Source organism: Providencia sp. PROV048 (genome assembly GCF_033688165.1).
Lineage (GTDB): Bacteria > Pseudomonadota > Gammaproteobacteria > Enterobacterales > Enterobacteriaceae > Providencia > Providencia hangzhouensis.
Map to the genome: position 1 here is coordinate 3,992,551 of NZ_CP096360.1, position 21,928 is coordinate 4,014,478.

At 41.2% G+C, this 21,928-nt stretch carries 17 protein-coding genes and 3 tRNA genes; 7 read left to right on the forward strand and 13 right to left on the reverse strand.

What is annotated here, in order from left to right; all coding sequences use genetic code 11:
* Positions 1-22 precede the first annotated feature (22 nt).
* From miaA to tsaE, 4 genes are read right to left on the reverse strand one after another with little or no spacing between them, the layout of a single operon-like run.
* On the reverse strand, positions 23-964 hold the full coding sequence (miaA, locus tag M1F26_RS17895) for a tRNA (adenosine(37)-N6)-dimethylallyltransferase MiaA (RefSeq protein WP_200129155.1): 942 nt from the start codon (positions 962-964) through the stop codon (positions 23-25).
* On the reverse strand, positions 957-2,927 hold the full coding sequence (gene mutL, locus M1F26_RS17900) for a DNA mismatch repair endonuclease MutL (protein WP_140171842.1): 1,971 nt from the start codon (positions 2,925-2,927) through the stop codon (positions 957-959). The genes miaA and mutL overlap by 8 nt, the downstream gene beginning before the upstream one ends.
* 9 nt (positions 2,928-2,936) lie before the next feature.
* Positions 2,937-4,223, reverse strand: coding sequence for an N-acetylmuramoyl-L-alanine amidase AmiB (amiB, locus tag M1F26_RS17905; RefSeq protein WP_140171843.1), 1,287 nt, complete (start codon positions 4,221-4,223; stop codon positions 2,937-2,939).
* Positions 4,224-4,237: 14 nt separating this feature from the next.
* Complete coding sequence (gene tsaE, locus M1F26_RS17910) at positions 4,238-4,702, reverse strand: tRNA (adenosine(37)-N6)-threonylcarbamoyltransferase complex ATPase subunit type 1 TsaE (protein ID WP_004906013.1); 465 nt, start codon at positions 4,700-4,702, stop codon at positions 4,238-4,240.
* A gap of 275 nt (positions 4,703-4,977) precedes the next feature.
* On the opposite strand from tsaE, the gene queG reads away from it, so the two are divergent.
* The gene (gene queG / locus M1F26_RS17915) at positions 4,978-6,159 is read left to right on the forward strand and encodes a tRNA epoxyqueuosine(34) reductase QueG (protein ID WP_136134035.1); all 1,182 of its coding nucleotides are present in this window, start codon (positions 4,978-4,980) and stop codon (positions 6,157-6,159) included.
* A 686-nt stretch (positions 6,160-6,845) separates the two neighbouring features.
* Here the strand turns inward: queG and M1F26_RS17920 are convergent.
* The 4 genes from M1F26_RS17920 to orn form a co-directional block, all read right to left on the reverse strand.
* Positions 6,846-6,921 (reverse strand) — tRNA-Gly (locus tag M1F26_RS17920).
* Between the two features lie 40 nt (positions 6,922-6,961).
* Positions 6,962-7,037 (reverse strand) — tRNA-Gly (locus M1F26_RS17925).
* 39 nt (positions 7,038-7,076) lie between these two features.
* Positions 7,077-7,152: transfer RNA gene (locus M1F26_RS17930), tRNA-Gly, on the reverse strand.
* A gap of 270 nt (positions 7,153-7,422) precedes the next feature.
* Positions 7,423-7,968 carry an oligoribonuclease gene (gene orn, locus M1F26_RS17935; RefSeq protein WP_096864350.1) on the reverse strand — a complete coding sequence of 182 codons (546 nt, stop codon included), beginning with the start codon at positions 7,966-7,968 and terminating at the stop codon, positions 7,423-7,425.
* Between the two features lie 111 nt (positions 7,969-8,079).
* On the opposite strand from orn, the gene rsgA reads away from it, so the two are divergent.
* The 4 genes from rsgA to M1F26_RS17955 all read left to right on the forward strand — a co-directional run bounded on the left by rsgA (position 8,080) and on the right by M1F26_RS17955 (position 13,907).
* Positions 8,080-9,132: a small ribosomal subunit biogenesis GTPase RsgA gene (rsgA, locus tag M1F26_RS17940; protein WP_140171844.1), complete on the forward strand. Its 1,053-nt coding sequence runs from the start codon at positions 8,080-8,082 to the stop codon at positions 9,130-9,132.
* A 156-nt stretch (positions 9,133-9,288) separates the two neighbouring features.
* Positions 9,289-10,185 carry an archaetidylserine decarboxylase gene (asd, locus tag M1F26_RS17945; protein ID WP_094962479.1) on the forward strand — a complete coding sequence of 299 codons (897 nt, stop codon included), beginning with the start codon at positions 9,289-9,291 and terminating at the stop codon, positions 10,183-10,185.
* 33 nt (positions 10,186-10,218) lie between these two features.
* Entirely contained in the window at positions 10,219-13,560 is a 3,342-nt protein-coding gene (mscM, locus tag M1F26_RS17950; protein WP_004906027.1) for a miniconductance mechanosensitive channel MscM, read from the forward strand.
* Positions 13,561-13,568: 8 nt separating this feature from the next.
* Complete coding sequence (locus M1F26_RS17955) at positions 13,569-13,907, forward strand: hypothetical protein (protein WP_094962477.1); 339 nt, start codon at positions 13,569-13,571, stop codon at positions 13,905-13,907.
* A 3-nt stretch (positions 13,908-13,910) separates the two neighbouring features.
* Here the strand turns inward: M1F26_RS17955 and M1F26_RS17960 are convergent, their stop codons facing one another.
* From M1F26_RS17960 to pldA, 5 genes are all read right to left on the reverse strand, one after another.
* Positions 13,911-14,714: a tetratricopeptide repeat protein gene (locus tag M1F26_RS17960; RefSeq protein ID WP_004906030.1), complete on the reverse strand. Its 804-nt coding sequence runs from the start codon at positions 14,712-14,714 to the stop codon at positions 13,911-13,913.
* Positions 14,715-14,970: 256 nt separating this feature from the next.
* Positions 14,971-15,783: a sugar/pyridoxal phosphate phosphatase YigL gene (gene yigL, locus M1F26_RS17965; RefSeq protein ID WP_094962476.1), complete on the reverse strand. Its 813-nt coding sequence runs from the start codon at positions 15,781-15,783 to the stop codon at positions 14,971-14,973.
* Between the two features lie 13 nt (positions 15,784-15,796).
* A complete protein-coding gene (gene pldB / locus M1F26_RS17970; RefSeq protein ID WP_140171845.1) occupies positions 15,797-16,792 on the reverse strand; it encodes a lysophospholipase L2 in 996 nt (331 codons plus the stop codon).
* A gap of 20 nt (positions 16,793-16,812) precedes the next feature.
* Positions 16,813-18,639 (reverse strand): ATP-dependent DNA helicase RecQ, encoded by a 1,827-nt coding sequence (recQ, locus tag M1F26_RS17975; RefSeq protein ID WP_140171846.1) that lies wholly within the window; start codon positions 18,637-18,639, stop codon positions 16,813-16,815.
* Positions 18,640-18,749: 110 nt separating this feature from the next.
* Positions 18,750-19,643, reverse strand: coding sequence for a phospholipase A (pldA, locus tag M1F26_RS17980; RefSeq protein WP_140171847.1), 894 nt, complete (start codon positions 19,641-19,643; stop codon positions 18,750-18,752).
* A gap of 155 nt (positions 19,644-19,798) precedes the next feature.
* Here pldA and M1F26_RS17985 point away from each other — a divergent pair, with 155 nt between their 5' ends.
* Together M1F26_RS17985 and rarD are read left to right on the forward strand one after the other, a co-directional pair.
* Positions 19,799-20,269, forward strand: coding sequence for a thioesterase family protein (locus M1F26_RS17985; protein ID WP_096864355.1), 471 nt, complete (start codon positions 19,799-19,801; stop codon positions 20,267-20,269).
* A gap of 158 nt (positions 20,270-20,427) precedes the next feature.
* A complete protein-coding gene (gene rarD, locus M1F26_RS17990) occupies positions 20,428-21,321 on the forward strand; it encodes an EamA family transporter RarD (RefSeq protein ID WP_140171848.1) in 894 nt (297 codons plus the stop codon).
* Positions 21,322-21,928: the final 607 nt, after the last annotated feature.

Here is a 21,928-nt window from a genome sequence, read left to right on the forward strand (position 1 = left end):
TAATTGTACACAAACATCAGTCCTATGCACGCATAACCTGCATAACGGTGCTAAGCGCTTGCTGTGGTTGTTCACTATCTAGCCAATGAACATTCTCCCAGCCTCTTAACCAGGTAATTTGACGTTTTGCCAATTGGCGAGTTGCACAAATTCCCCGATAAATCATATCATCATGGCTAATTTCACCATCCAAATATGACCACATTTGCCGATACCCCACACAACGAATTGAAGGGAGGTCAACATGTAAATCATTTCGTTGATGTAACTTGCGAACTTCTTCTTCAAAACCCGCATCTATCATCAGATGAAAACGTTGTTCTATGCGCTCATGTAAAATTTTACGATCTTGTGGCGCAATAGCAAACTGAAACACATTATAAGGCAATTCTTCCCCAGCTGTTTGTATCATTTCAGTCAAAGTTTGTCCCGAAATGAGATATACCTCTAAAGCACGGGATAATCTTTGTGGGTCGTTAGGATGAATCCTTGCCGCGGCAACTGGGTCAACCTCAGTAAGACGACGGTGAATTTCCCCCCACCCTTGTTCTTTCGCAATGTGTTCAATTTCAGTACGAACTGCTTGGTCAGCTGAAGGAAGAGGTGAAAGCCCTTCTAATAAGGCTTTAAAATACAACATTGTGCCGCCAACTAATAATGGAATTTTACCTTGTGAGGTAATTTCAGCCATGGCATTTAATGCGTCACGGCGAAAATCGGCAGCACTGTATGGTAGAGACGGATCGAGGATATCAATCAGACGATGGGGAGCTTGGCTGAGTTCTTCTGTTGTTGGTTTTGCTGTGCCAATATCCATCCCTCGGTAAATTAATGCCGAATCGACACTAATAATTTCCACAGGCAAATGCTTGCGAAGTTCTATCGCCAAAGCGGTTTTACCTGAGGCCGTCGGACCCATTAGGAATATTGCGTCAGGTTTTTTCTGAGTTGCTAAATCACTCATTTGTTAGTGTAGCTACCACGGATTGTAAATTAATTAATTGTAATAATGTTGGTGGAGGGTCTTTCACCCACTGCGGACATACCCGCTCAACATCAGCCAGCAACTGAACAGCCTGTGCTAAACTCCAACTTTCTTCTGTTTTAACCTGTGAAACTGCTTTAGCGAGCCATTGTGCTATCTCTTCGTCAGTGACACTTTCTTTTCTCGATAAAAAATCGAGTAGCTCAGAAAAAAGCTGTGATAAATTTTGTGTTCTTAATGGTAACGATACCGTATGAATTGTTACTTTTCCATGTAATATCGTGGCTTCGATACCAAATATTGTCAATTGTTCCTTGTACCGCTGTAAAACCTCTATTTCATCATTTTTAAGTGACAATTTTAGAGGTATTAACAATGGTTGGGGCTTTAAGGCTCCACCACTCGGTGACAATTGTGACAACTTCAATAAATAATTAGCTTCCGTTAAGGATAACAGGATTAGCCCCAACGAAGACTCAATTAATGCAAAGTTTTTTGCGTAAATTGTCAATACTTTGCCAAAAAGGTAGTTATCCGCATTTTTTGCTACAGGTTGTGAGGATATTTGCGGTGAACTGATTGGGTTACGTTCAGGAAAAAGCGGCTTTTTATCTTCAGGAGCAACCGGAATGGACATTAAGCTCTGATACAGTTCGCCTGCTTTTTTGTCATAAGTTGAGCCAAACGTTTTTGCTGGTACATTTTCTGAAAAACCTGACGTTGATTTCGGCGAAGAAAAAGCGTGATTTTTAGCATTATCCTTTAAGTGGCTAGCCTGCTTATAAGGTGTTTTAGGCTCTAGAAGGGTATTCTCGACTATCGTCTTGTCTTCTGCCTTATGTTGCTTAGGAGCCACACTAGGAGAAGAAAAATAATTTTCTCCCGCAGAAGGCCGATTTTCCAGTTCTGTATTTACAGGTTCGATACCCGGAAGCTCATCAATAGATGCGGCTTCTAATAATACTGTTCGTACCGCTTGATAAATAAAATCATGTACCAGACGAGCTTGGTGAAAACGAACCTCATGTTTTGCTGGGTGTACGTTAACATCAACTTGTTTTGGGTCAATGGTCAAATACAGGACATAAGCTGGCTGCTGGTTTTCGTCTAAATGCCCTTCATAAGCTTGACGAATAGCATGATTAATCAGGCGATCACGCATCATACGGCCATTGACATAGCAATATTGTGTTTCACTACCCGACGTCATTGATGGAGAAACGACCCACCCTTTGATAGCAAGATCGCTATGTTCCCAAGATAACGCCAAAGCGCCTTGCATAAAGCCCGTTCCACAAATCGTCCCAAGACGCCTCTCTTGCTGTGCCTCATCATGAGCCGCTCGGTATTGCTTTACTAATTTCCCATTGTGAGTCAGGTTGATAGCCACATCAGGGCGAGAAAGCGCAATTCGGCGAACAATTTCATCGATATGACCGAATTCAGTTTTTTCTGTGCGCATAAATTTACGACGAGCTGGCGTATTATAGAATAAATCTAATACTTCAACCGTTGTGCCATTGGGATGCGCTGCGGGTTTAACTATTACCTCCATATCCCGACCTTCGGCATAGGATTGCCATGCTTCTGTCTGGTCTGCAGGCTTTGATGTCAACGTTAAACGTGAAACAGAACTGATACTCGCTAGTGCCTCACCGCGAAACCCCATACTCATAATGGCTTCAAGATCATCTAATGTGGCAATTTTACTGGTCGCATGGCGAGCTAAAGCCAAAATCAGTTCATCTTTACTGATACCACAACCATTATCACGTATACGGATCAGTTTTTCTCCACCGCGCTCAATGTCGATATCAATACGCGTTGCCCCTGCATCAAGACTATTCTCAACGAGCTCTTTAACCACTGACGCAGGCCTTTCAACCACCTCACCTGCTGCGATTTGGTTGGCAAGTTGTGGGGATAGAATATGTATAGCCATGCCTCCCCCTTATTGTGGCGCTGCTTGTATTGGATTCGCCAAGAAATATTGACGTAACCCTAAATGGATAGCTTCTGCGACTTTGTCTTGGAATTCATTCGATTTTAGCAACTGCTCTTCCGCTGCATTACTAATAAACCCAGTTTCGACTAAAATCGATGGGATATCAGGAGAACGCAATACACCTAAGCTTGCATGTTCAGGGGTTCTTTTGTGAATATTACCTACTTTTCGTAGCTGTTCGATCACTTTAACCGCAACATCGTACCCCACACGCTGAGAATGACCGAATTGTAAATCTAAAACAGCTTGGCTTAAGTAAGGGTCCGCGCCACTCAGTGCATCACCCGCCCCACCTAATAATTCCGATTGTTTTTCACGTTGTTCCAGCCAACTACCCAGTTCACTGTTTGCACGCCGATTAGACAATACCCATACTGATGCGCCCCGTGCACTGCTATTCGGAGCCGAGTCCGCGTGAATTGACACCAACATATTAGCCCCTTTCTTACGTGCCACATCAGAACGACCACTAACAGAAATAAAATAGTCACCGTCACGTGTCATCGCGGGCTTAAACATTGGGTCGGCTTCAAGGCGTTGGTATAATTTACGAGCGACGCTGAGAGTCACATCTTTTTCTTTATAACCATTCTTGCCTATCGCACCAGGGTCTTTTCCACCGTGCCCTGCATCAATAGCAATGACGACCTGCTTGCTACCCTTTGGCATATTTTTATATTTGGTTGGTGTTGGTGTAGCCACAGGTGCAGGGTTACTCATATTCAATGGTTTATCTTGAGTATTATTTGCCGCTGCTTTAACCGTATTATTGGTTTGATTAAAAGAGGTAGAACCGGATGCATTTCCAGTCGATATCGTTAATACCAACTGATATTCACCTGAAACCTGTTTAAGTGCCGCTTTTGTTTTCGCTGCGCGAGATAGCTCTAAAACTAAGCGTTTGTGTTGGTTATCAGAAGGTTGGCTCGCCCGTACCAGTTTTACAAGGTCTCCTGCGGGAACTTTAAGTGGTAAACCAATAATCTCACCTCGTTGTTTGATATCAACAACAAGGCGCTCAGGTGAATGCAATGGGAAATAGGAGTAGTCGGGCTTACCATCAATAAAACTTAGCACCACTTCTGCTTGTGATGGGCTGTTATTAACTTGAATATTTGATAATGTTGCCGCTTGTGCTTTTGCTCCAAACAGCCACATAGCTAATGCCATAAACAAGACGAAAACAGTAAAAAAACCCTTTTTTGTTATTCTGTGGATTGATGCATTCAACATGAGCAATAGCTTCCTTAGAGTAGGGGTAATGCTTCTAACAACGACTCCCCATTGGCAGAAAAAGCAACAAAGTGAGCCTGACGTCCTTCGCCTTGATAGGTCAGATGGAGCTCAAGATCCGCTTCAGGTAAAAAACCTTTACCTTGTTGCGGCCATTCGACCAAACAGATCGAATTTCCAGAAAAATAGTCACGAATCCCCATAAATTCAAGTTCTTCAGGATCTGCTAACCGATAGAGATCAAAGTGAAAAACTTGACGATCTGCTAATTCATAAGGTTCAACCAAAGTGTAGGTTGGGCTTTTTACGTGACCTTGATGGCCCAGCGCTTGTAAGAAACCTCGGCTAAAGGTGGTTTTCCCTGCACCGAGATCACCATATAAGTGAATAATTGTGCCTTGATGGCAAGCCTTAGCGATAGCATTACCTAAAGCGACAGTTTGCGCTTCATTGGCAAGTTGTATTGTACGTTCTTTCATATTGTTCTTTTATTATGTCATTAATAGGCGGTGTCGCCTGTTTATCCTTTAAATGCATAGTTTAAATGCATAAAGAGATATCAACAAACATCAATATTACTGCTTATCTTAACCTAAGATGGGGCTTTTTTCTTAATTAACATTGCTTGAATGATGAGTTCAGAAATATCCTATAATTGTTCTCAATATTGAAGGCATTTTTTCATGCGTTTTGATGAATAGCGCAGGTCATGTTAGAGTGCCAGCCGTTTTAATCTTTCTCAATATAGGATCTGATGCCAAGATACCTCGATCTCGATCTTCTCGCTCAGAATATTAAACAATGGGGTGTTGAAGCAGGTTTCCAACAAGTCGGGATCTGCGATACTGACCTTTCAGCGGAAGAGCCCAAATTACAAGCATGGCTAGATAAACAATTTCATGGTGAGATGGAATGGATGAATCGCCATGGGATGATGCGAGCCAGACCACACGAACTGCACCCTGGCACGTTACGTGTCATTAGCGTCCGTATGAATTACTTGCCTGCCAAAGCCGCATTTGCTAGTACATTAAATAACCCTGAATTAGGTTATATCAGCCGTTATGCCCTAGGGCGAGACTACCACAAATTATTAAAAAAACGTCTAAAACAACTTTCAGATCGTATTTTAGACTATTGTCGTGAATTTAACGGAGTGATACTGGCCGATGGCACCACCATTGACGATCTTAATTTTCGACCTTTTGTCGACTCTGCGCCAATCTTAGAGCGCCCTCTCGCCGTCAAAGCGGGTTTAGGATGGACAGGAAAACATTCATTAGTCTTAAATCGTGAAGCAGGATCTTGGTTTTTTCTCGGTGAATTATTGATTAATTTACCCGTTTCTGTTGATAAACCTGTCGAAGAAGATTGCGGCCGCTGTGTTGCTTGTATGACAACTTGCCCAACAGGTGCAATTGTCGAACCTTACACCGTAGATGCTAGGCGCTGTATTTCTTATCTTACCATTGAGCTAGATAGTGCTATCCCTGAAGAATTTCGCCCTCTAATGGGAAATCGGATCTACGGTTGTGATGACTGCCAGCTTATTTGCCCGTGGAACCGTTTTTCCCAGCTAACTGATGAAGATGATTTCAGTCCAAGAAAGGACTTACATACACCAGAGTTGCTCGACTTGTTCTCATGGGATGAAAAAACCTTTTTAAAGGTGACCGAAGGCTCTGCAATCCGCCGCATTGGTTATATTAAGTGGTTGCGAAATATCAGTGTGGCGCTAGGTAACGCACCTTATCAAGACAGTATTGTACTGGCTTTACAAAATAGGTTGGGAATTAACGAAATGCTAGATGAGCACTTCCAATGGTCTATACAACAACAGCTTAATCGACGTAATGCAAACCAAGTCACAATTCAAACTTCACAGCAAAAACGCCTTGTACGTGCGATTAACAAAGGTTTACCGAGAGATGCATAGAAAAAAGTCAGCTATATACCTGAAATGAAGAATTGTCAAATTGATGTGAATAAAGTAAAAAGTGCTTAGCAGACAATAGGTAAAGAATTTGCAAGATGTGCTAGCCGCATTTTGACAAAATAAATTACTTAACAAATAAATCAATAAGTTACAACAATGCTATTTAAATACTAGAATTAAATAGCACAACAGAAATTTGTTAATTAGCCTGTGGATAACTCTGTGTAATAAGTTATTTCAAATCGCGATAAAAACCCAGATTGATTGAGCGGGCTGTGGATAACTTTCTAATGGCACATTGAAAAGAAAAATACTGATTTTACGTTTACTAGCAATACAAAAGTGACCAAAAAACAAGACTAAAATGAAAAGTGACTCGAAGTAAATAAAAAAGCATATTTTTGTTTATTATTTAAACTTCTAATCATCATCTTAGAGATGGAAGCAAAACACCCTATTGCTAAGGGGTGGCTATTCTATGGCGACCTGAAAACGAATGCAAGAGGAAATCTGGATCTGATCCAAAAAAGATCGCAAAACCCATGTAGATCCTAGTGTTCAAGGTATAAAAGGATAAAAACAGTGAACAAGCGCAATTCATATGCACACTAGGTGATTCTACTTAAGTTAAATAGGTATTGTGTAAGAATTAATTAAGAAGAAAAGTTAAGAGACTAAGAAAATATTGGAGCGGGAAACGAGACTCGAACTCGCGACCCCGACCTTGGCAAGGTCGTGCTCTACCAACTGAGCTATTCCCGCATTTGGTGGGTACTACTTTGACTAAAACACTAAGAAAGTTTGGAGCGGGAAACGAGACTCGAACTCGCGACCCCGACCTTGGCAAGGTCGTGCTCTACCAACTGAGCTATTCCCGCATCACGAAAATAGTGCTTTAGCTAAAACATCAAAAAATTTGGAGCGGGAAACGAGACTCGAACTCGCGACCCCGACCTTGGCAAGGTCGTGCTCTACCAACTGAGCTATTCCCGCATCACATTTTTGGATGTTTCACGTGCCGACTTAATAACAAAAACTTCATCGGTACGGGGAGCGCATTATACGAAAAATTCAGATACTAGCAAGCCCTTACACTCAAAATTTTTATTTTTTTATTCGTTTGCTGACAATTCAATCACAATGGTGATTTTATCAACACCCGTTGTAATAAATTGATTTCAATACGTTAACATTGTTAACTTATTGGGAGAGAACAGCTTATGAAAGCCGCTCAAGATTGCGGCTTATTCGTTAATTTAACATTTATTCTTTAATAAATGTCTCTCGGTAATAAGCTAATTCAGCCACAGATTCACGAATATCATCAAGAGCTTGGTGAGTATTTTTCTTCGAAAAACCCGCTAGAATTTCAGGTTTCCATCGGCGAGCAAGCTCTTTTAATGTACTGACATCAAGATAGCGATAATGAAAATAGCTTTCTAATTCAGGCATGTAGTTGAACAGAAAACGTCTATCTTGCCCAACACTATTACCACAGATTGGGGATGCCCCTTGAGGAACCCATTTTTCTAAAAACGCAATTGTGGCTAACTCAGCTTCACGCTCACTCACGGTACTTTTACGTACACGTTCAACTAAGCCGCTATTAGTGTGGGTATTTACATTCCACTCATCCATCAAAGCGAGTTGTTCATCCGTTTGATGTACTGCAATTACAGGGCCTTCTGCTAAAATATTAAGATGACTATCTGTTACAATGGTCGCTATTTCAATAATACGATCACGAACAGGATCGAGCCCCGTCATTTCTAAATCGATCCAAATTAAATTATTCTCATTCTTTTGCATGATATACCCTAACTGCATTCTATGAAGTTAAGGTATGATAGCACTCTTCATGCCATCAGTGACAGGCGTGAGTAACCCCCTAAAATACAGCCCATAGTAAAGAGAGGACAGGTGGCTAAACAGAAACTTTCGAAAGGCCAACAGCGCCGAGTTCAAGAAAATCATCAAAAAAGACTTAAAAAGCAAAAAACAGTTGAAATTGATGATAGCCAATTAGGTGAAGCGCAAGAAGGCTTAGTCATTAGCCGTTTTGGGCAGCATGCTGATATTCAAGCAAGTGACGGGACTATCCAACGCTGTAACTTGCGCAGAACGATTTCGTCCCTCGTTACAGGGGATAATGTGGTGTGGCGACCAGCCTTGAACACACAAAGTGATATCAAAGTAAATGGCATCGTCGAAGCGGTTCACGAGCGTCGTTCTGTTCTAACTCGTCCCGATTATTATGATGGCTTAAAACCGATTGCCGCTAACATTGACCAAATTGTTGTGGTTTCCGCTATTTTACCTGAGCTTTCGCTGAATATTATTGACCGCTATTTAGTTGCCTGCGAAACCACCGGGATTAAGCCTGTTATCGTTCTCAATAAAGTCGACCTACTCGACGACGAAAACCGTGAGTGGGTAAGCGATTTAATGACAATTTATCGTGATATTGGCTATCAAGTTCTCGAAGTTTCAAGCCATACCAATGAAGGCATGGAAGCGCTTACTAACGCGCTAGCAGGTAAAGTATCTGTATTTGTTGGTCAGTCTGGTGTGGGCAAATCAAGTTTATTAAATGCATTACTCCCACATAACGAAGAAGCGATTTTAGTTAATGAGGTTTCAGACAACTCAGGGCTAGGACAACATACAACAACAACAGCTCGTTTATATCACTTCCCATTGGGCGGTGATGTGATTGACTCCCCTGGTGTCCGTGAGTTTGGTTTATGGCATCTAACAACGGAACAAGTGACCAAAGGATTTGTCGAATTTAAAGATTACCTTGGCGGCTGTAAATTCCGTGACTGTAAACATTTAGATGACCCTGGTTGCCTGTTACGTGAAGCCGTAGAAGCAAATAAAATTGCTGAATCACGCTTTGAAAACTACCATCGCATTTTAGAAAGCATGGAACAAATCAAACCTCGTGGTAATTTTACGACGAAAGATAAATAATGTTAGTGAGTGCTTACAAATAACTCACTAGCACTAAACCCGCTCTAAATAATTTAATGATGGTTAGCCAATGATGCGGCCGTTTGAAATATGACGAGTAAACTGTGTACAATAGCCGCCCTTTTGCTAACATACCTTTAAAAATCAGAGGTTAACGTGCTAGATAAAATTAAAATTCGCTTGCAATATATGCTTCCAAAACAATGTCTTACTGAATTTGCAGGCTGGTTCGCAAGTCGCAATGCGGGTTTCATGACGCAATGGGCAATTAAACTGTTCGCAAAAGTCTATAAAGTGAACATGAATGAAGCGCAAAAAAGTGAGCTTACTGCTTATGCCACTTTTAATGATTTCTTTATCCGTCTGCTAAAAGAAGGCGCTCGCCCAATTGTGGAGAAAGAACACCAACTTGCTCAACCTGCTGACGGTGCAGTTAGTCAATTAGGCCCAATAAATGATGACCTTATCTTCCAAGCTAAAGGCCATAATTACACAGTTGAAGCGTTACTTGCTGGCCAATACCAATTAGCAGAGCATTTTCGTGGTGGTGACTTTATTACCACTTACCTCTCCCCAAGTGACTATCACCGTGTACACATGCCATGTGATGGTTTACTCAAAGAGATGATTTATGTGCCAGGCGATTTATTCTCTGTAAATCCATTAACGGCACAAAATGTTCCCAACCTGTTTGCACGAAATGAACGCTTGATTTGTGTTTTTGACACCCCTGTTGGCTTAATGGTACAAATCCTTGTAGGTGCAACCATCGTTGGTAGTATTGAGACGGTTTGGAGCGGTTGCGTCAATTCCAGTCGTGAAGGCGTCATTAAGCGCTGGGTTTACCCTGAGTTGGACTCTGAAGGTGCCGTTTTCTTGAAGAAAGGTGAGGAAATGGGGCTGTTTAAACTGGGCTCAACGGTGATTAATTTATTTGAACCTAACAAAGTGATATTTAATTCATCACTGATCCCCGGTTATGCAACTCGTATGGGCGAATTACTCGCTGAAACTGTTGCAAATACAGTAACAGAAGAACCTGCTGACGCTTAATTAAATTATTATCCCTTGAAGGAGCTCCTCACTGTGCGTGTGATTATCAGTTTTTTTCTTAGCCTGTTAATCGTTTTTTCTTCCGTTGCAGCACCGACTGCAGCGCAGGATGAAGCACAGATTAAGCAGGAGCTCAAACAACTTGAGTCAAGTACCAACCCCAAAGATGCAGAGATAGCACAAGCATTACAGGGTGCTTTGAATTGGATGAGTGAAACACGTGATTCCGATGCAAAGGCCAAGTCTTATCAAGAAGCCATTGATAACTTCCCTAGAATTATCAAGGAAATAAGACAAAAAATCCTCAATGAAAGTGATGAACCAGCTCCAATACCTGTGGGTATCAGCTTAGGTGAACTTGAACAACGTATTATTCAGCTTAGCAGCCAATTACTCGATCAAAGCCGCTTAACTCAGCAAGAGCAAGATAAAGGCCGCGAAATCAGTGAATCACTAAGTATTCTGCCACAACAACTTTCTGAAGCTAGACGCTTACTCACTGAAGCCTCTTCGCGCTTTCAGTCTCTGAGTACACCCTCAACGCCATTAGCCGATGCCCAGTACACGTTAGCTCAAGCCGAAGTAAGTGCTCGCAAATCAACAGTTAATGAACTGGAAATGGCGCAGCTTTCTGCCAATAACCGCCAAGAAATCTCACGCCTTACGTTGGAGTTATACAAAAAACGCTATCAACGTATGGAACTTGAGTTACAAAACCTGCGTGATTTCCAAAATACCCAACGCCAACAAAAAGCAATTTTAGCGTTAGAACATACCGAGATGTTGGCTGCGCAAGGTGAACTGACCCCATTTTTAACTGAGCAGCTTGATATTAACCGTAAAATGTCTCAGGAATTAACCGCTCAGGCACAGCGCATGAGCGCAATCACCAATAGCCAAGCTGAAATTTCAACGAGTATCCGCGATGCTCGACAAGCGCTCACAACTATTCGCGAGCAAGCTCAGTGGATCAGCAGCTCAAGTACATTAGGGGAAGCGCTCAGAACACAACTCTCCCGTTTGCCTGATATTCCAAAGAGCCAGCAGCTTGATCGGGAAATGGCAGATTTACGCGTTCAACGCTTAAATTATGAAGATAGCCTCGATAGGCTAAGTAAAATAGATACAACCGAGCAAGAAAGCGAGCATGAGCTCAATACAGCTCAAGTACAAGTTTATCAGTCATTGATTAAAACCCGCCGTGAGCTACTAACCTCTTTAATTTCAGGTCTAGATGCTGAAATGTTGGAGCTAACAAAGCTCAATGTCGCCACTGGGCAATTGACCGATGCATTAAAAGAAGTCAAAGATGCTTCAAACCGTTATCTTTTCTGGGTCGCAGATGTTCCGCCAATAAGCATCAGCTATCCTGTCATGTTAGTAACGGATATTACTCAATTACTTTCTCTGGATACCTTGTCCCAACTGGCCGGTGCTCTGCGTGTTATGCTGACAACACAAGATACATTTTTGTATCTTTTAGGTTCGATAGCATTAGTCATTTTCAGTATTAGCACTCGCAAGCACTACCAAGCATTTCTTGACCGATCCAGTTTACGGATTGGTAAGGTGACACAAGACCGGTTTTACTTAACCATTCGAACTATTTTTTGGTCAATAATTGTTGCTCTTCCTCTCCCTATGATGTGGTCAGCCATCGGTTATGGCTTACAAAGTGCATGGCAATATCCCATGGCCGCGGCGATAGGTTATGGTGTCAGTGCGACGACACCTTTACTATGGCTGTTTATGATCAGCGAAACCTTTTCTCGCCCTACTGGGTTATTTATTTCTCACTTCGGTTGGGACAAAGATTCTGTTAAACGTGCGATGCGTTATTACCGAATGGCGATTTTTGTCATCGTTCCACTCGTGATGGCAATTATTACCTTTGAACATTATAGCGATAGGGAATTTGCAGCTAGTATTGGCCGCTTATGCTTTATCTTTTTATGTGTCGCACTTAGCTTAATTACCAACAACTTACGCCGCTCACAAATCCCTCTCTACTTAGATAGACATGGCTCCGGTGAGAATATTGTTAATAAAGCATTGTGGTGGATGATATTACTCGCACCTATCGTTGCTGGGTTCTTCTCCATTTTAGGTTATTTTTCAACTTCACAGGCCTTGCTTGCTCGTTTAGAAACCTCTGTCGCCATTTGGTTTGTTATCCTTATCGTTTATCATACGATCCGTCGTTGGATGTCAATGCAGCGCCGTAAATTAGCCTTCGAGCGTGCGAAACAACGCCGTGCTGAGATATTAGCTCAACGTGCTAAAGGTGAGGACGATAACCAGCAAGCAAACGCCAGTAGTGAAGGAAATATTGATATCGAAGAACAGGTTATCGACTTAGATACCATCAGTACCCAATCCGTTGGGTTAGTTCGTTCGATTTTAACCATGATTGCCTTGGTCTCATTGATTTGGCTGTGGTCCGAGCTACATACCGCATTCTCTTTTCTTGAAAATATTCGCTTATGGGATGTGACATCAACGGTTAATGGCGTTGATACCGTACAACCTATCACCATGGGGTCTATTTTCATTGCCATTTTGACTATTATCGTTACCGCACAATTGGTTCGTAACTTACCGGCTTTGCTTGAGCTGGCCGTACTCCAACATTTGGATTTAACACCCGGTACTGGTTACGCCATTAGCACATTAACAAAGTATACGATAACTATTATAGGGACCATTGTTGGCTTCTCTATGTTAGGAATTGAGTGGTCAAAACTGCAATGGCTTGTTGCGGCAATGGGGGTCGGGCTTGGTTTTGGTTTACAAGAAATTTTCGCCAATATTATCTCAGGGTTAATGATCTTATTTGAGAAACCGATCCGGATTGGAGACACAGTAACTATCCGTAACTTGACTGGGAGTATTACCAAGATCAACACCCGTGCCACTACGCTGACAGACTGGGATAGAAAAGAAATTATTGTGCCAAATAAGGCATTTATTACTGAACAATTTATTAACTGGTCACTGTCTGACACGATCACACGTATTGTCATGACTATTCCTGCACCTTCTGATGCCAATAGTGAATTAGTGACAGATACCATTTTACGTGCAGCCAAACGCTCTACGATGATTTTAGATAACCCAGCACCTGAAGTATACCTTGTTGATTTACAACAAGGTATACAGATTTTTGAATTACGTGTCTATGCCGCTGAAATGGGCCATCGGTTACCTGCGCGCCATGAAATTCACCAAAACATCTTAGTTTCCTTTGCTGAACAAGGAATTACCTTGCCATTCCCACCATTCCAAGCAAGGGTGGATGTCCGTGATAATTCTCTGCAAAGTGCGACAAACAATCTTTCAGGGCGTAATCCTAGTCGTAAGTCAGGGGAATTGTAAGCCGTATTATGCCATTACAATTAAATGAAAAAGACGAATTAGTGATGTTGAGGATCGCCCAACTTGAACGTGTTGGGTCGATTTTATTCTTTTTAATTCCATTAATTATCTTATTAATTGTTGGGAAAGCTTTTGCATTTAATACACTGTACCTTTGGCAAGTGTATTGTGCGGTTTATATCGTTGGGTTTCGTGTACTTTGTAGCAAGCTATCATCACAACAGCAACAGCTAGCTATTCGTCGAGGCTGGGGAAACAATCGTTTTTATCGGCTTTCTTGGTGCTATCTTGTATTATCTGTTGTCATACTGGTGGGATACAAAATCGTATCCCACACATCTGCTTAATCATTAGCTGGCTTTAAAACCATACGATTTAATATAACCTTCCGCTAATTTTTGTGCTTGCTGTAATTCTTCAGGGCTTAACTGAGCCGCAATCTTATTTTGTAGACGATGACTTTCTGCGTTGCCGCTGTATACCGCAGTTGCAAGCCATGCGTAGGCTTGCTGCAAGTTTTTCTTCACACCACGTCCTTCAGAATACATGACACCTAAGCGGTCTTGAGACTTGGCATCCTTTTGTTTCGCGGCTTTTCTAAACCAAAACACTGCTTTCTCGTCATCTAAATCAACGCCACTCCCAATCGAGTACATTTGGCCGATTTGGAATTGAGCAAGTATATTTCCGCCTTGCGCTGCTTTTCTAAACCAAAATGCCGCTTTTTCTAGGTTTTGACTGACACCTAAGCCTTGTGCGTACATCATAGCCATGTTGGTTTCAGCTCGGGTATCACCTTGAGCCGCTGCTTGTTCATACCATAGCATCGCTTTGTCATAATCACGACGCACACCAAAACCATTTACAAACATCGTACCTAAGCGAAACTGTGCATCTGAATTCCCTTGGTTCCCCGCCTTAATAAACCACTCAGCCGCTGCTTTAGAATCTTGAGAAACACCTAAACCTTTAAAATAACGCTCTCCTAGCTGAAATTGAGCTTTAGGATCACCTTTTTGTGCTAACTGCGTAATTTGTTCAATCGAGGGTTCTTGTGCTGCTGTCGCCGGTGCCGGCGCAGTGGTAGGTTTAGCGGTTAAAACAGAACTATAACAAATCGAGCCTAACAACAGTGCTAACGCAATTTTTTTCATCCTAAGGAACCCTCAACAGTGCAATATGCAACCTGTGAAAACAGTGCTATCCATTAATATCGACCGAAACACTCATCCCCCTAGTTTAAATTTACTTTTTGTCAGAAAAAATAGGAAAAGTGGCCTAAATTTCACAAAAAGCACGTTTCGCTGTATTTTCGCTATGGGAACTTACGTTTTTCATCTAATTGAGATAATAAAAAACCAGATAAACATATTGCCTATCTGGTTCCTCTATTTCAAATAACAAAATACATTATGCGTTATTAAGGTATTTATTTCTCAGATAACGAGCAACAGCATCATCACTATTCGAACCAATGACTTCCATGTGTGGTAACGCATCTTTTAGCAATTGATGAGCATTTTGCATGATGCAGCCTTTTCCAGCCATAGTCAGCATTTCTTTGTCATTCATGCCATCGCCAAAAGCAATACTATCACTCGGTGTATAGCCATGTAGTGCCGCAACTTGCTTCAGAGCCTCACCTTTAGAAACATCACCAGCCATAACTTCTAAACAGCTACGCAATGAAAACGTTACATTCACTTTATCTTGCCAGCGTGCTTGAATGCGCTGCTGTAAATCCACCAGCAGGTCATGATCTTCACTGGTGTAGTAAACTTTACAGACTTCAGAAGTGACAAAATTATGGCGGTCAAACAGCTGGTAGTTAAATACCGATTCTTTAAAAAATTCTTTTTGTTCAGGGCTTTCCCGATTGATAAACCAATCATCACCATGGTAGTAATTAGTGATAAGTTCAGGGTTATCAAATTCCATCAAACACAATTCATGAGCTATTTGAGGATCAACATTGTGCTCAAAAATTAAGTCACCGCGGGTATTATGGATCCGTGCACCGTTAGATGTGATCATATACGCATCGATGCCTAAACCATCACGGATTTGAGCAACATCCACATGATGACGGCCTGTTGCAAACACAAAATGCACATCTTGGGAAGTCACTAGCTGTTTCAAGGTGTCTTTTGTATAAGACGTTAAATCATGATTGGGAGATAACAGTGTCCCATCCAAATCGGAAGCAACTACAGGATATTTCATATTCAAACCCTAACTAATACTGCTCAAAAAAATCACAGATAGCATTAAGCGCCATCGCTCTTAATGCATCCACTTCAAATAGGATTTCATGGTGTGCCCCTTCAATGATGAGAGGTAATTTTTCTTCTCGTCCTATTTGCGCTTTTTGTCGGCTTTGACAAAAAGCTTGTAGCTCTTTATTGCTGACCACTTTTTCTTCGCTGGCTTCCAACACCATCAGTGGTACATCAATTTCTCCCGCTCTCGCAATTAGCTCATCGCCAATCACAAAACTCTCACGTAACCAATGGTAAGTTGGCCCACCTAAGCGCAATTCGGGATAATCGGCGTAATAGCGTAAGTAACGCCGATAACGCTCCGGGCTGTGTGTTAATACGTTGATTAAATAAGGTAACGGCTGCCATTTCCCAGTAGAAGCCGCGTAGTCATTACGAACACTTTCGCGAGATTCGGCCCTATCAACAATAAAGCTCGCCATCCAACGAGGCATCGGTAGATTAATTCCAATCATCGGCGCACATAAGGTTGCAGCATCAAAAATGACGTGATCTCGCAACAAATACCCGGCTAAGATAGCACTCCCCATTGAGTGAGCTAATGCATAACATTTTGGATAATGCCGATATTTAACCTCAATCTCAATGAACTTTTCAAAATCGTCAATGTAATCAGTGAATTTTTCAACATGGCCTTTTTGAGGATCCGCTAACATGCGCCCTGATCGCCCTTGCCCACGATGATCAATAATAAACACATCATAGCCTAAATGATAAAAATCATAAGCCACTTCAGGGTACTTCACATAACTTTCACTGCGCCCCGGTGAAATGACAATCGCTTTATGATGTTTTGGATGAATAAAACGGACATAGTGAATGGGAATATCATCAACTCCCACGAATTGAGATTCTTCACGATGTTGCCAGAAATCTAAAAGCGGGCCATTTGTAAAAGCAGAAAATTGAGTTTCTCGATTCAGCCAACTCTCTTTTAGGTTTTCAGGCGTCATCCTGCAGTTTCCTTATCTATTCATTCATAACCTTCAAGATGGTCTTGGATAAGCGCCATAAATGCTACTCCAAAACGTTCGAGTTTGCGTTCGCCAACACCATTGATTAACAGTAATTCGGCAGGTGAAGTCGGGGTGTGCTCAGCCATTTCAATCAATGTTGCATCATTAAACACCACAAATGGCGGAATATTTTCTTCATCTGCAATGGATTTACGCAATTTACGTAGTTTAGCAAAGAGCTTTTTATCATAATTGCCATGATAAATTTTGTTTTGTTGATTACGGCTTTTTACCACTAAAACACGCGGAACTGCGAGTTTCAGTGTCGCTTCACCCCGTAATATTGGCCTTGCAGCCTCAGTTAATTGAAGCGCTGAAAAATGCGTAATATTCTGTGTGATCATACCTAAATGGATCAGTTGGCGAATCACACTGACCCAATGTTCATTACTTTGTTCTTTACCGATACCGTAAACAGGCAGCTTGTCATGACCTAAGTCGCGGATACGCTGATTATTCGCACCACGTAATACTTCTACAATATAGCCGATACCAAAGCGCTGACCAACACGATAAATACAGGACAGCGCTTTTTGCGCATCCACTAACCCATCGTACTGTTTTGGTGGGTCTAAGCAAATATCACAATTGCCACAAGGCTGCTGGCGATTTTCACCAAAATAATTGAGTAGCACCAAACGACGGCAGGTTTGCGCTTCAGCAAAAGCGGCGATAGCATTCAGCTTATGTCGTTCAATATCTTGCTGCATACCCGCTGGCTTTTCTTCAAGACAACGACGTAACCATGCCATATCTGCTGGGTCATAAAATAAAATGGCTTCGGCTTCAACACCGTCACGACCTGCCCGCCCTGTTTCTTGATAATACGCTTCGATATTACGCGGAATATCAAAATGAGCGACAAACCGAACGTTTGATTTGTTAATTCCCATCCCAAAAGCCACTGTCGCCACGACAACTTGTAGGTTATCTTTTAGAAATGCATCTTGTACCCACTCCCGTTGGGCAGCGTCTAACCCTGCATGGTATGCCGCAACACTTAAGCCACGCTTTTGCAAGCGCTCTGTCGTTTCTTCAACCTTACTGCGACTATTACAATAAACAATACCCGCTTTTCCTTTTTGCCCTTTAATAAAAAACCAAAGTTGATCTAAAGGCTTATATTTTTCGACTAAGGTATAACGAATATTTGGCCTATCAAAGCTACTCACATGGACTAATGGCTCATGTAGCTCTAATAAGCGAATAATGTCTGCACGTGTGGTTTCATCCGCAGTTGCGGTTAACGCCATCACGGGTACATTAGGTAATGATTGCCGTAATTGGCCTAGTGCGCGGTATTCAGGGCGAAAATCATGTCCCCATTGGGAAATACAGTGGGCTTCATCCACTGCTAGCAAGGTGATGTTCCATCCTGCTAATTGGCTTAAGAAATAATCAGTTAACAACCGTTCAGGAGCAACATACAGTAATTTTATTTCCCCCTGACTGCACAGTTCCATGATTTGACGTTGTTCTTGTGATGTTTGCGATGAGTTTAAACACGCAGCATTAACCCCATGTAACCTTAATTGGTCAACTTGGTCTTTCATTAATGATATTAATGGCGAAACGACCAGTGTGACACCTTCTTTAACTAAAGCAGGAACTTGGTAGCAAAGGGATTTCCCCCCCCCTGTTGGCATTAACACTAAGCAATCACGGTTATCCAAAATAGCCCCAATGACGGCATCTTGCCCTGGGCGAAATGACTGATAGCCGAATGTACTATTGAGCACATGTTCAGCCAATGAAAGTTGGTTAATGACGCAAGCAGTGGACACAAACTTCCTCAATCGATAAAACAAGTCGCTGCCCAATTGAGCAGCGAAGTTGTTGATTTATGACTTGGTATGCAACTCAGAACAAAATAGAGAACTGAGTTTTTCTTCCATTACAACATATCGTTTAGCATAACACCGATACCAAAACGTGTTTGGCGATAATTGTAGTCTATCATCGACTCGCCATATCCGCTAAACAACTGGGTATAAAAACGCACATGTTTACTAATTGGATAGCTCCACCCCAATTCTGCACCACCATACCCTGTATTCCAGTTATAGCGCCCAGTCGTAGTAAACACGCTGTCTCCCAACGCATACCCTACTTTTAAGCGATAGTAACCCATATATTTGGTAATATCAGAATTATCATCACGCCCTTCACTTTCATGAATGCGGTACCAAGGTTTGAGATCAACTTGCCAGTTACCATTTTGCGCCATTGCCCTTGCATAAACCCTGTTCCAACTACGAGAAGTCGGTTCTGAACGCCCATTTGACTCATGGTTAAAGCCCGTTTCAAACTCACGTAACGTCCAACCCGCAAATTGGTAGTCGGTTAACCAGCCAACAAACACTTGAGGCTCATAGTTAGTTTCTCTAAATGGTGAAGACTCTTTTTTATTACTTAGCTGCCACCAAGAACGCTGAGTATAAGAAACAGCTAAAATTGAGTCATCACCCGCAATACCTGCCCATAAAGGAAAAGCTAAACTTAGTTGAAATTTAACTTCATCCTTTAACGCGTCATCACCCCAATTATAGCTAGAAATGGCGTCTTTATTTATCGAGGATGTATAGGTATAAATGATGTAATTCGATTCATACGGGTACAACACAAATGGGTTATCGTGGTGTTGTAGTAACCCTGAAATGATGCTTCCACGTATTGGCAAGGTATTTTTTACATCTTCTTCAGGCTGAACACCTGTATTTTCAGTCGCAAACAATGAAGCAGACCAAAAGCAGAGCACTGCACTTAACAAAATCGGTAAAGCGCGCATTAGTCATTCCTATTTTCAACATCGTCCAAAAAAAGTTTGTCCTATTTTACACACAAAACTGAATAACGGTTGAAAGATTATTCATTCGTTTGTTAGAGACATAATTTACACACAATGTTAACTTGTCATTCACATATTTTTAAAGGATGAAAGCGATGAATGACCGTACTTATACTTTAGAAGAAGCCAGTGACTTAATGAGCCATGCATTTATTTATAAAATGCCATTTAACCAGCTACTTGGTATTAAATTAATGAGTTTAAATGATGATTTTGTTCAACTTACCGTTGAAAATCGTCAACAATTAATTGGTAATTTTACTCAGAACATTTTACATGGCGGTGTGATCGCTTCGGTTTTAGATGTTGCAGGGGGGATGGTATGCATCAATCGTATTTTGCAGCGTATTAATCCATTAACCCACACCGAGATTGTCGATAAAATGTCCCGAATGGGGACAATCGACTTACGAGTTGATTATTTACGCCCCGGTCGAGGGCAAATTTTTACTGCTAGTGCTAGCTTATTAAGAGACGGCAATAAAATAGCCGTGACCCGCTGCGAGCTTCATAACGAAAACAACCAGCATATTGCAACAGCAACGGCAACTTATCTGGTTGGATAGAAATAAAATATAAATAATTAGTCACCTACTAAACTAATAACTTGTAAAAAAACCTGAGCAATGTCACATTAGTGGTATCAAAAATCGAGCCGCTTAAATCGGCTCGGTCTCTCTGTATAAGTATCTTTTTAGTCTTTAATTCAATTTCAGAGCCAACAATGAGCCAGCAAAATACTACCAAAGGCGTGTTATGTGCCTTAGGCGCCTATTTTATTTGGGGTGTCGCACCTATTTATTTTAAAAGCATCCAAGAAGTGCCCGCAGAAGAAATTCTGACTCATCGTATTATTTGGTCATTTTTCTTTATGATTTTATTATTAACAGTTTCACGGCATTGGAGTTATGTTCGCCAAGTACTAAAGCAACCAAAGAAAATATTAGTTCTTGGTGTAACGGCAACGACAATTGCTTGTAACTGGTTAATTTATATTTGGGCAGTTAATAATGGTTATATGCTACAAGCTAGCTTAGGTTACTTTATTAACCCACTAGTTAACGTACTGTTTGGAATGCTATTCTTACAAGAACGTTTTCGCCGCATGCAGTGGATTGCTGTTGGTCTTGCACTAACAGGTGTATTGATCCAGCTTTGGCAATTTGGCTCAGTGCCTGTGATTGGGCTAAGTTTAGCTGTTACATTTGCCACCTATGGATTATTACGTAAAAAATTAGGGGTCGACGCACAAACAGGAATGACATTCGAAACACTTTGGCTGCTTCCTGTCGGGATTATCTTCTTATTATTTTTTGCAGATAGTCCAACGAGTGATATGGCAATGAATGATTGGCATTTGAATGCACTTCTGATTGCTGCCGGGGTAATTACTACAGTGCCACTGTTACTATTTACAGAAGCCGCTAACCATTTAAGGCTTTCAACGCTAGGCTTTTTCCAATATATGGGGCCAAGTATTATGTTCTTACTCGCCGTCTTTATGTACGGTGAAGTTATGACACCTGAATTGTTAGTCACTTTTGGGTTTATCTGGGTTGCATTAATTTTATTTACATTAGATGCATTATATACCCAGCAGAAACTGAGAAAAAAATAATGGCTAACTGTTTACAGAAACTCAGATAGCCGATAAATAGCGTTAATATTAAATACCGACTCTCGTTTTATATTCTAAACGAAGTCGGTGTTTCATTATATGGAACTCAAATAGTTAATTTAATTAATGCAAATAGGCTATTTAATTAAGTAGTAAATTCTTTATCTACCACATGATAAATTAAAATTAATTTAAATCTTTTTGTTCTTATCTATATATACGCAATTGTAACAAAATAAATTTAATCACATAAAATCAATAAGTTAAACAGAAAAAATTCATCTTGATTTTCTATACATAATGGCTATCATTTAACTTATCTTAAATCCACTTCAATTAATAAACACATCCATCAAACAACTCTTTGAAATAAAAGTAGTTGTTTATTTTTTTCAATTAATGATTGCTTAATAGGAACTTGGTAATTATATTGTACGCCGCTTGTATTCACCCCAGCGGATGGTGATGGTCCGATTCATCACTGACGTTTCATTAAAGTGCGCACGATGACATTTCATTTTAAAAATGTCCTGGTGCGAGGTTTTCTGAAATTGAATGCAGACGGTTCTAAGATTTAATTTAATACAACCATGTAGCGTTAAGACTC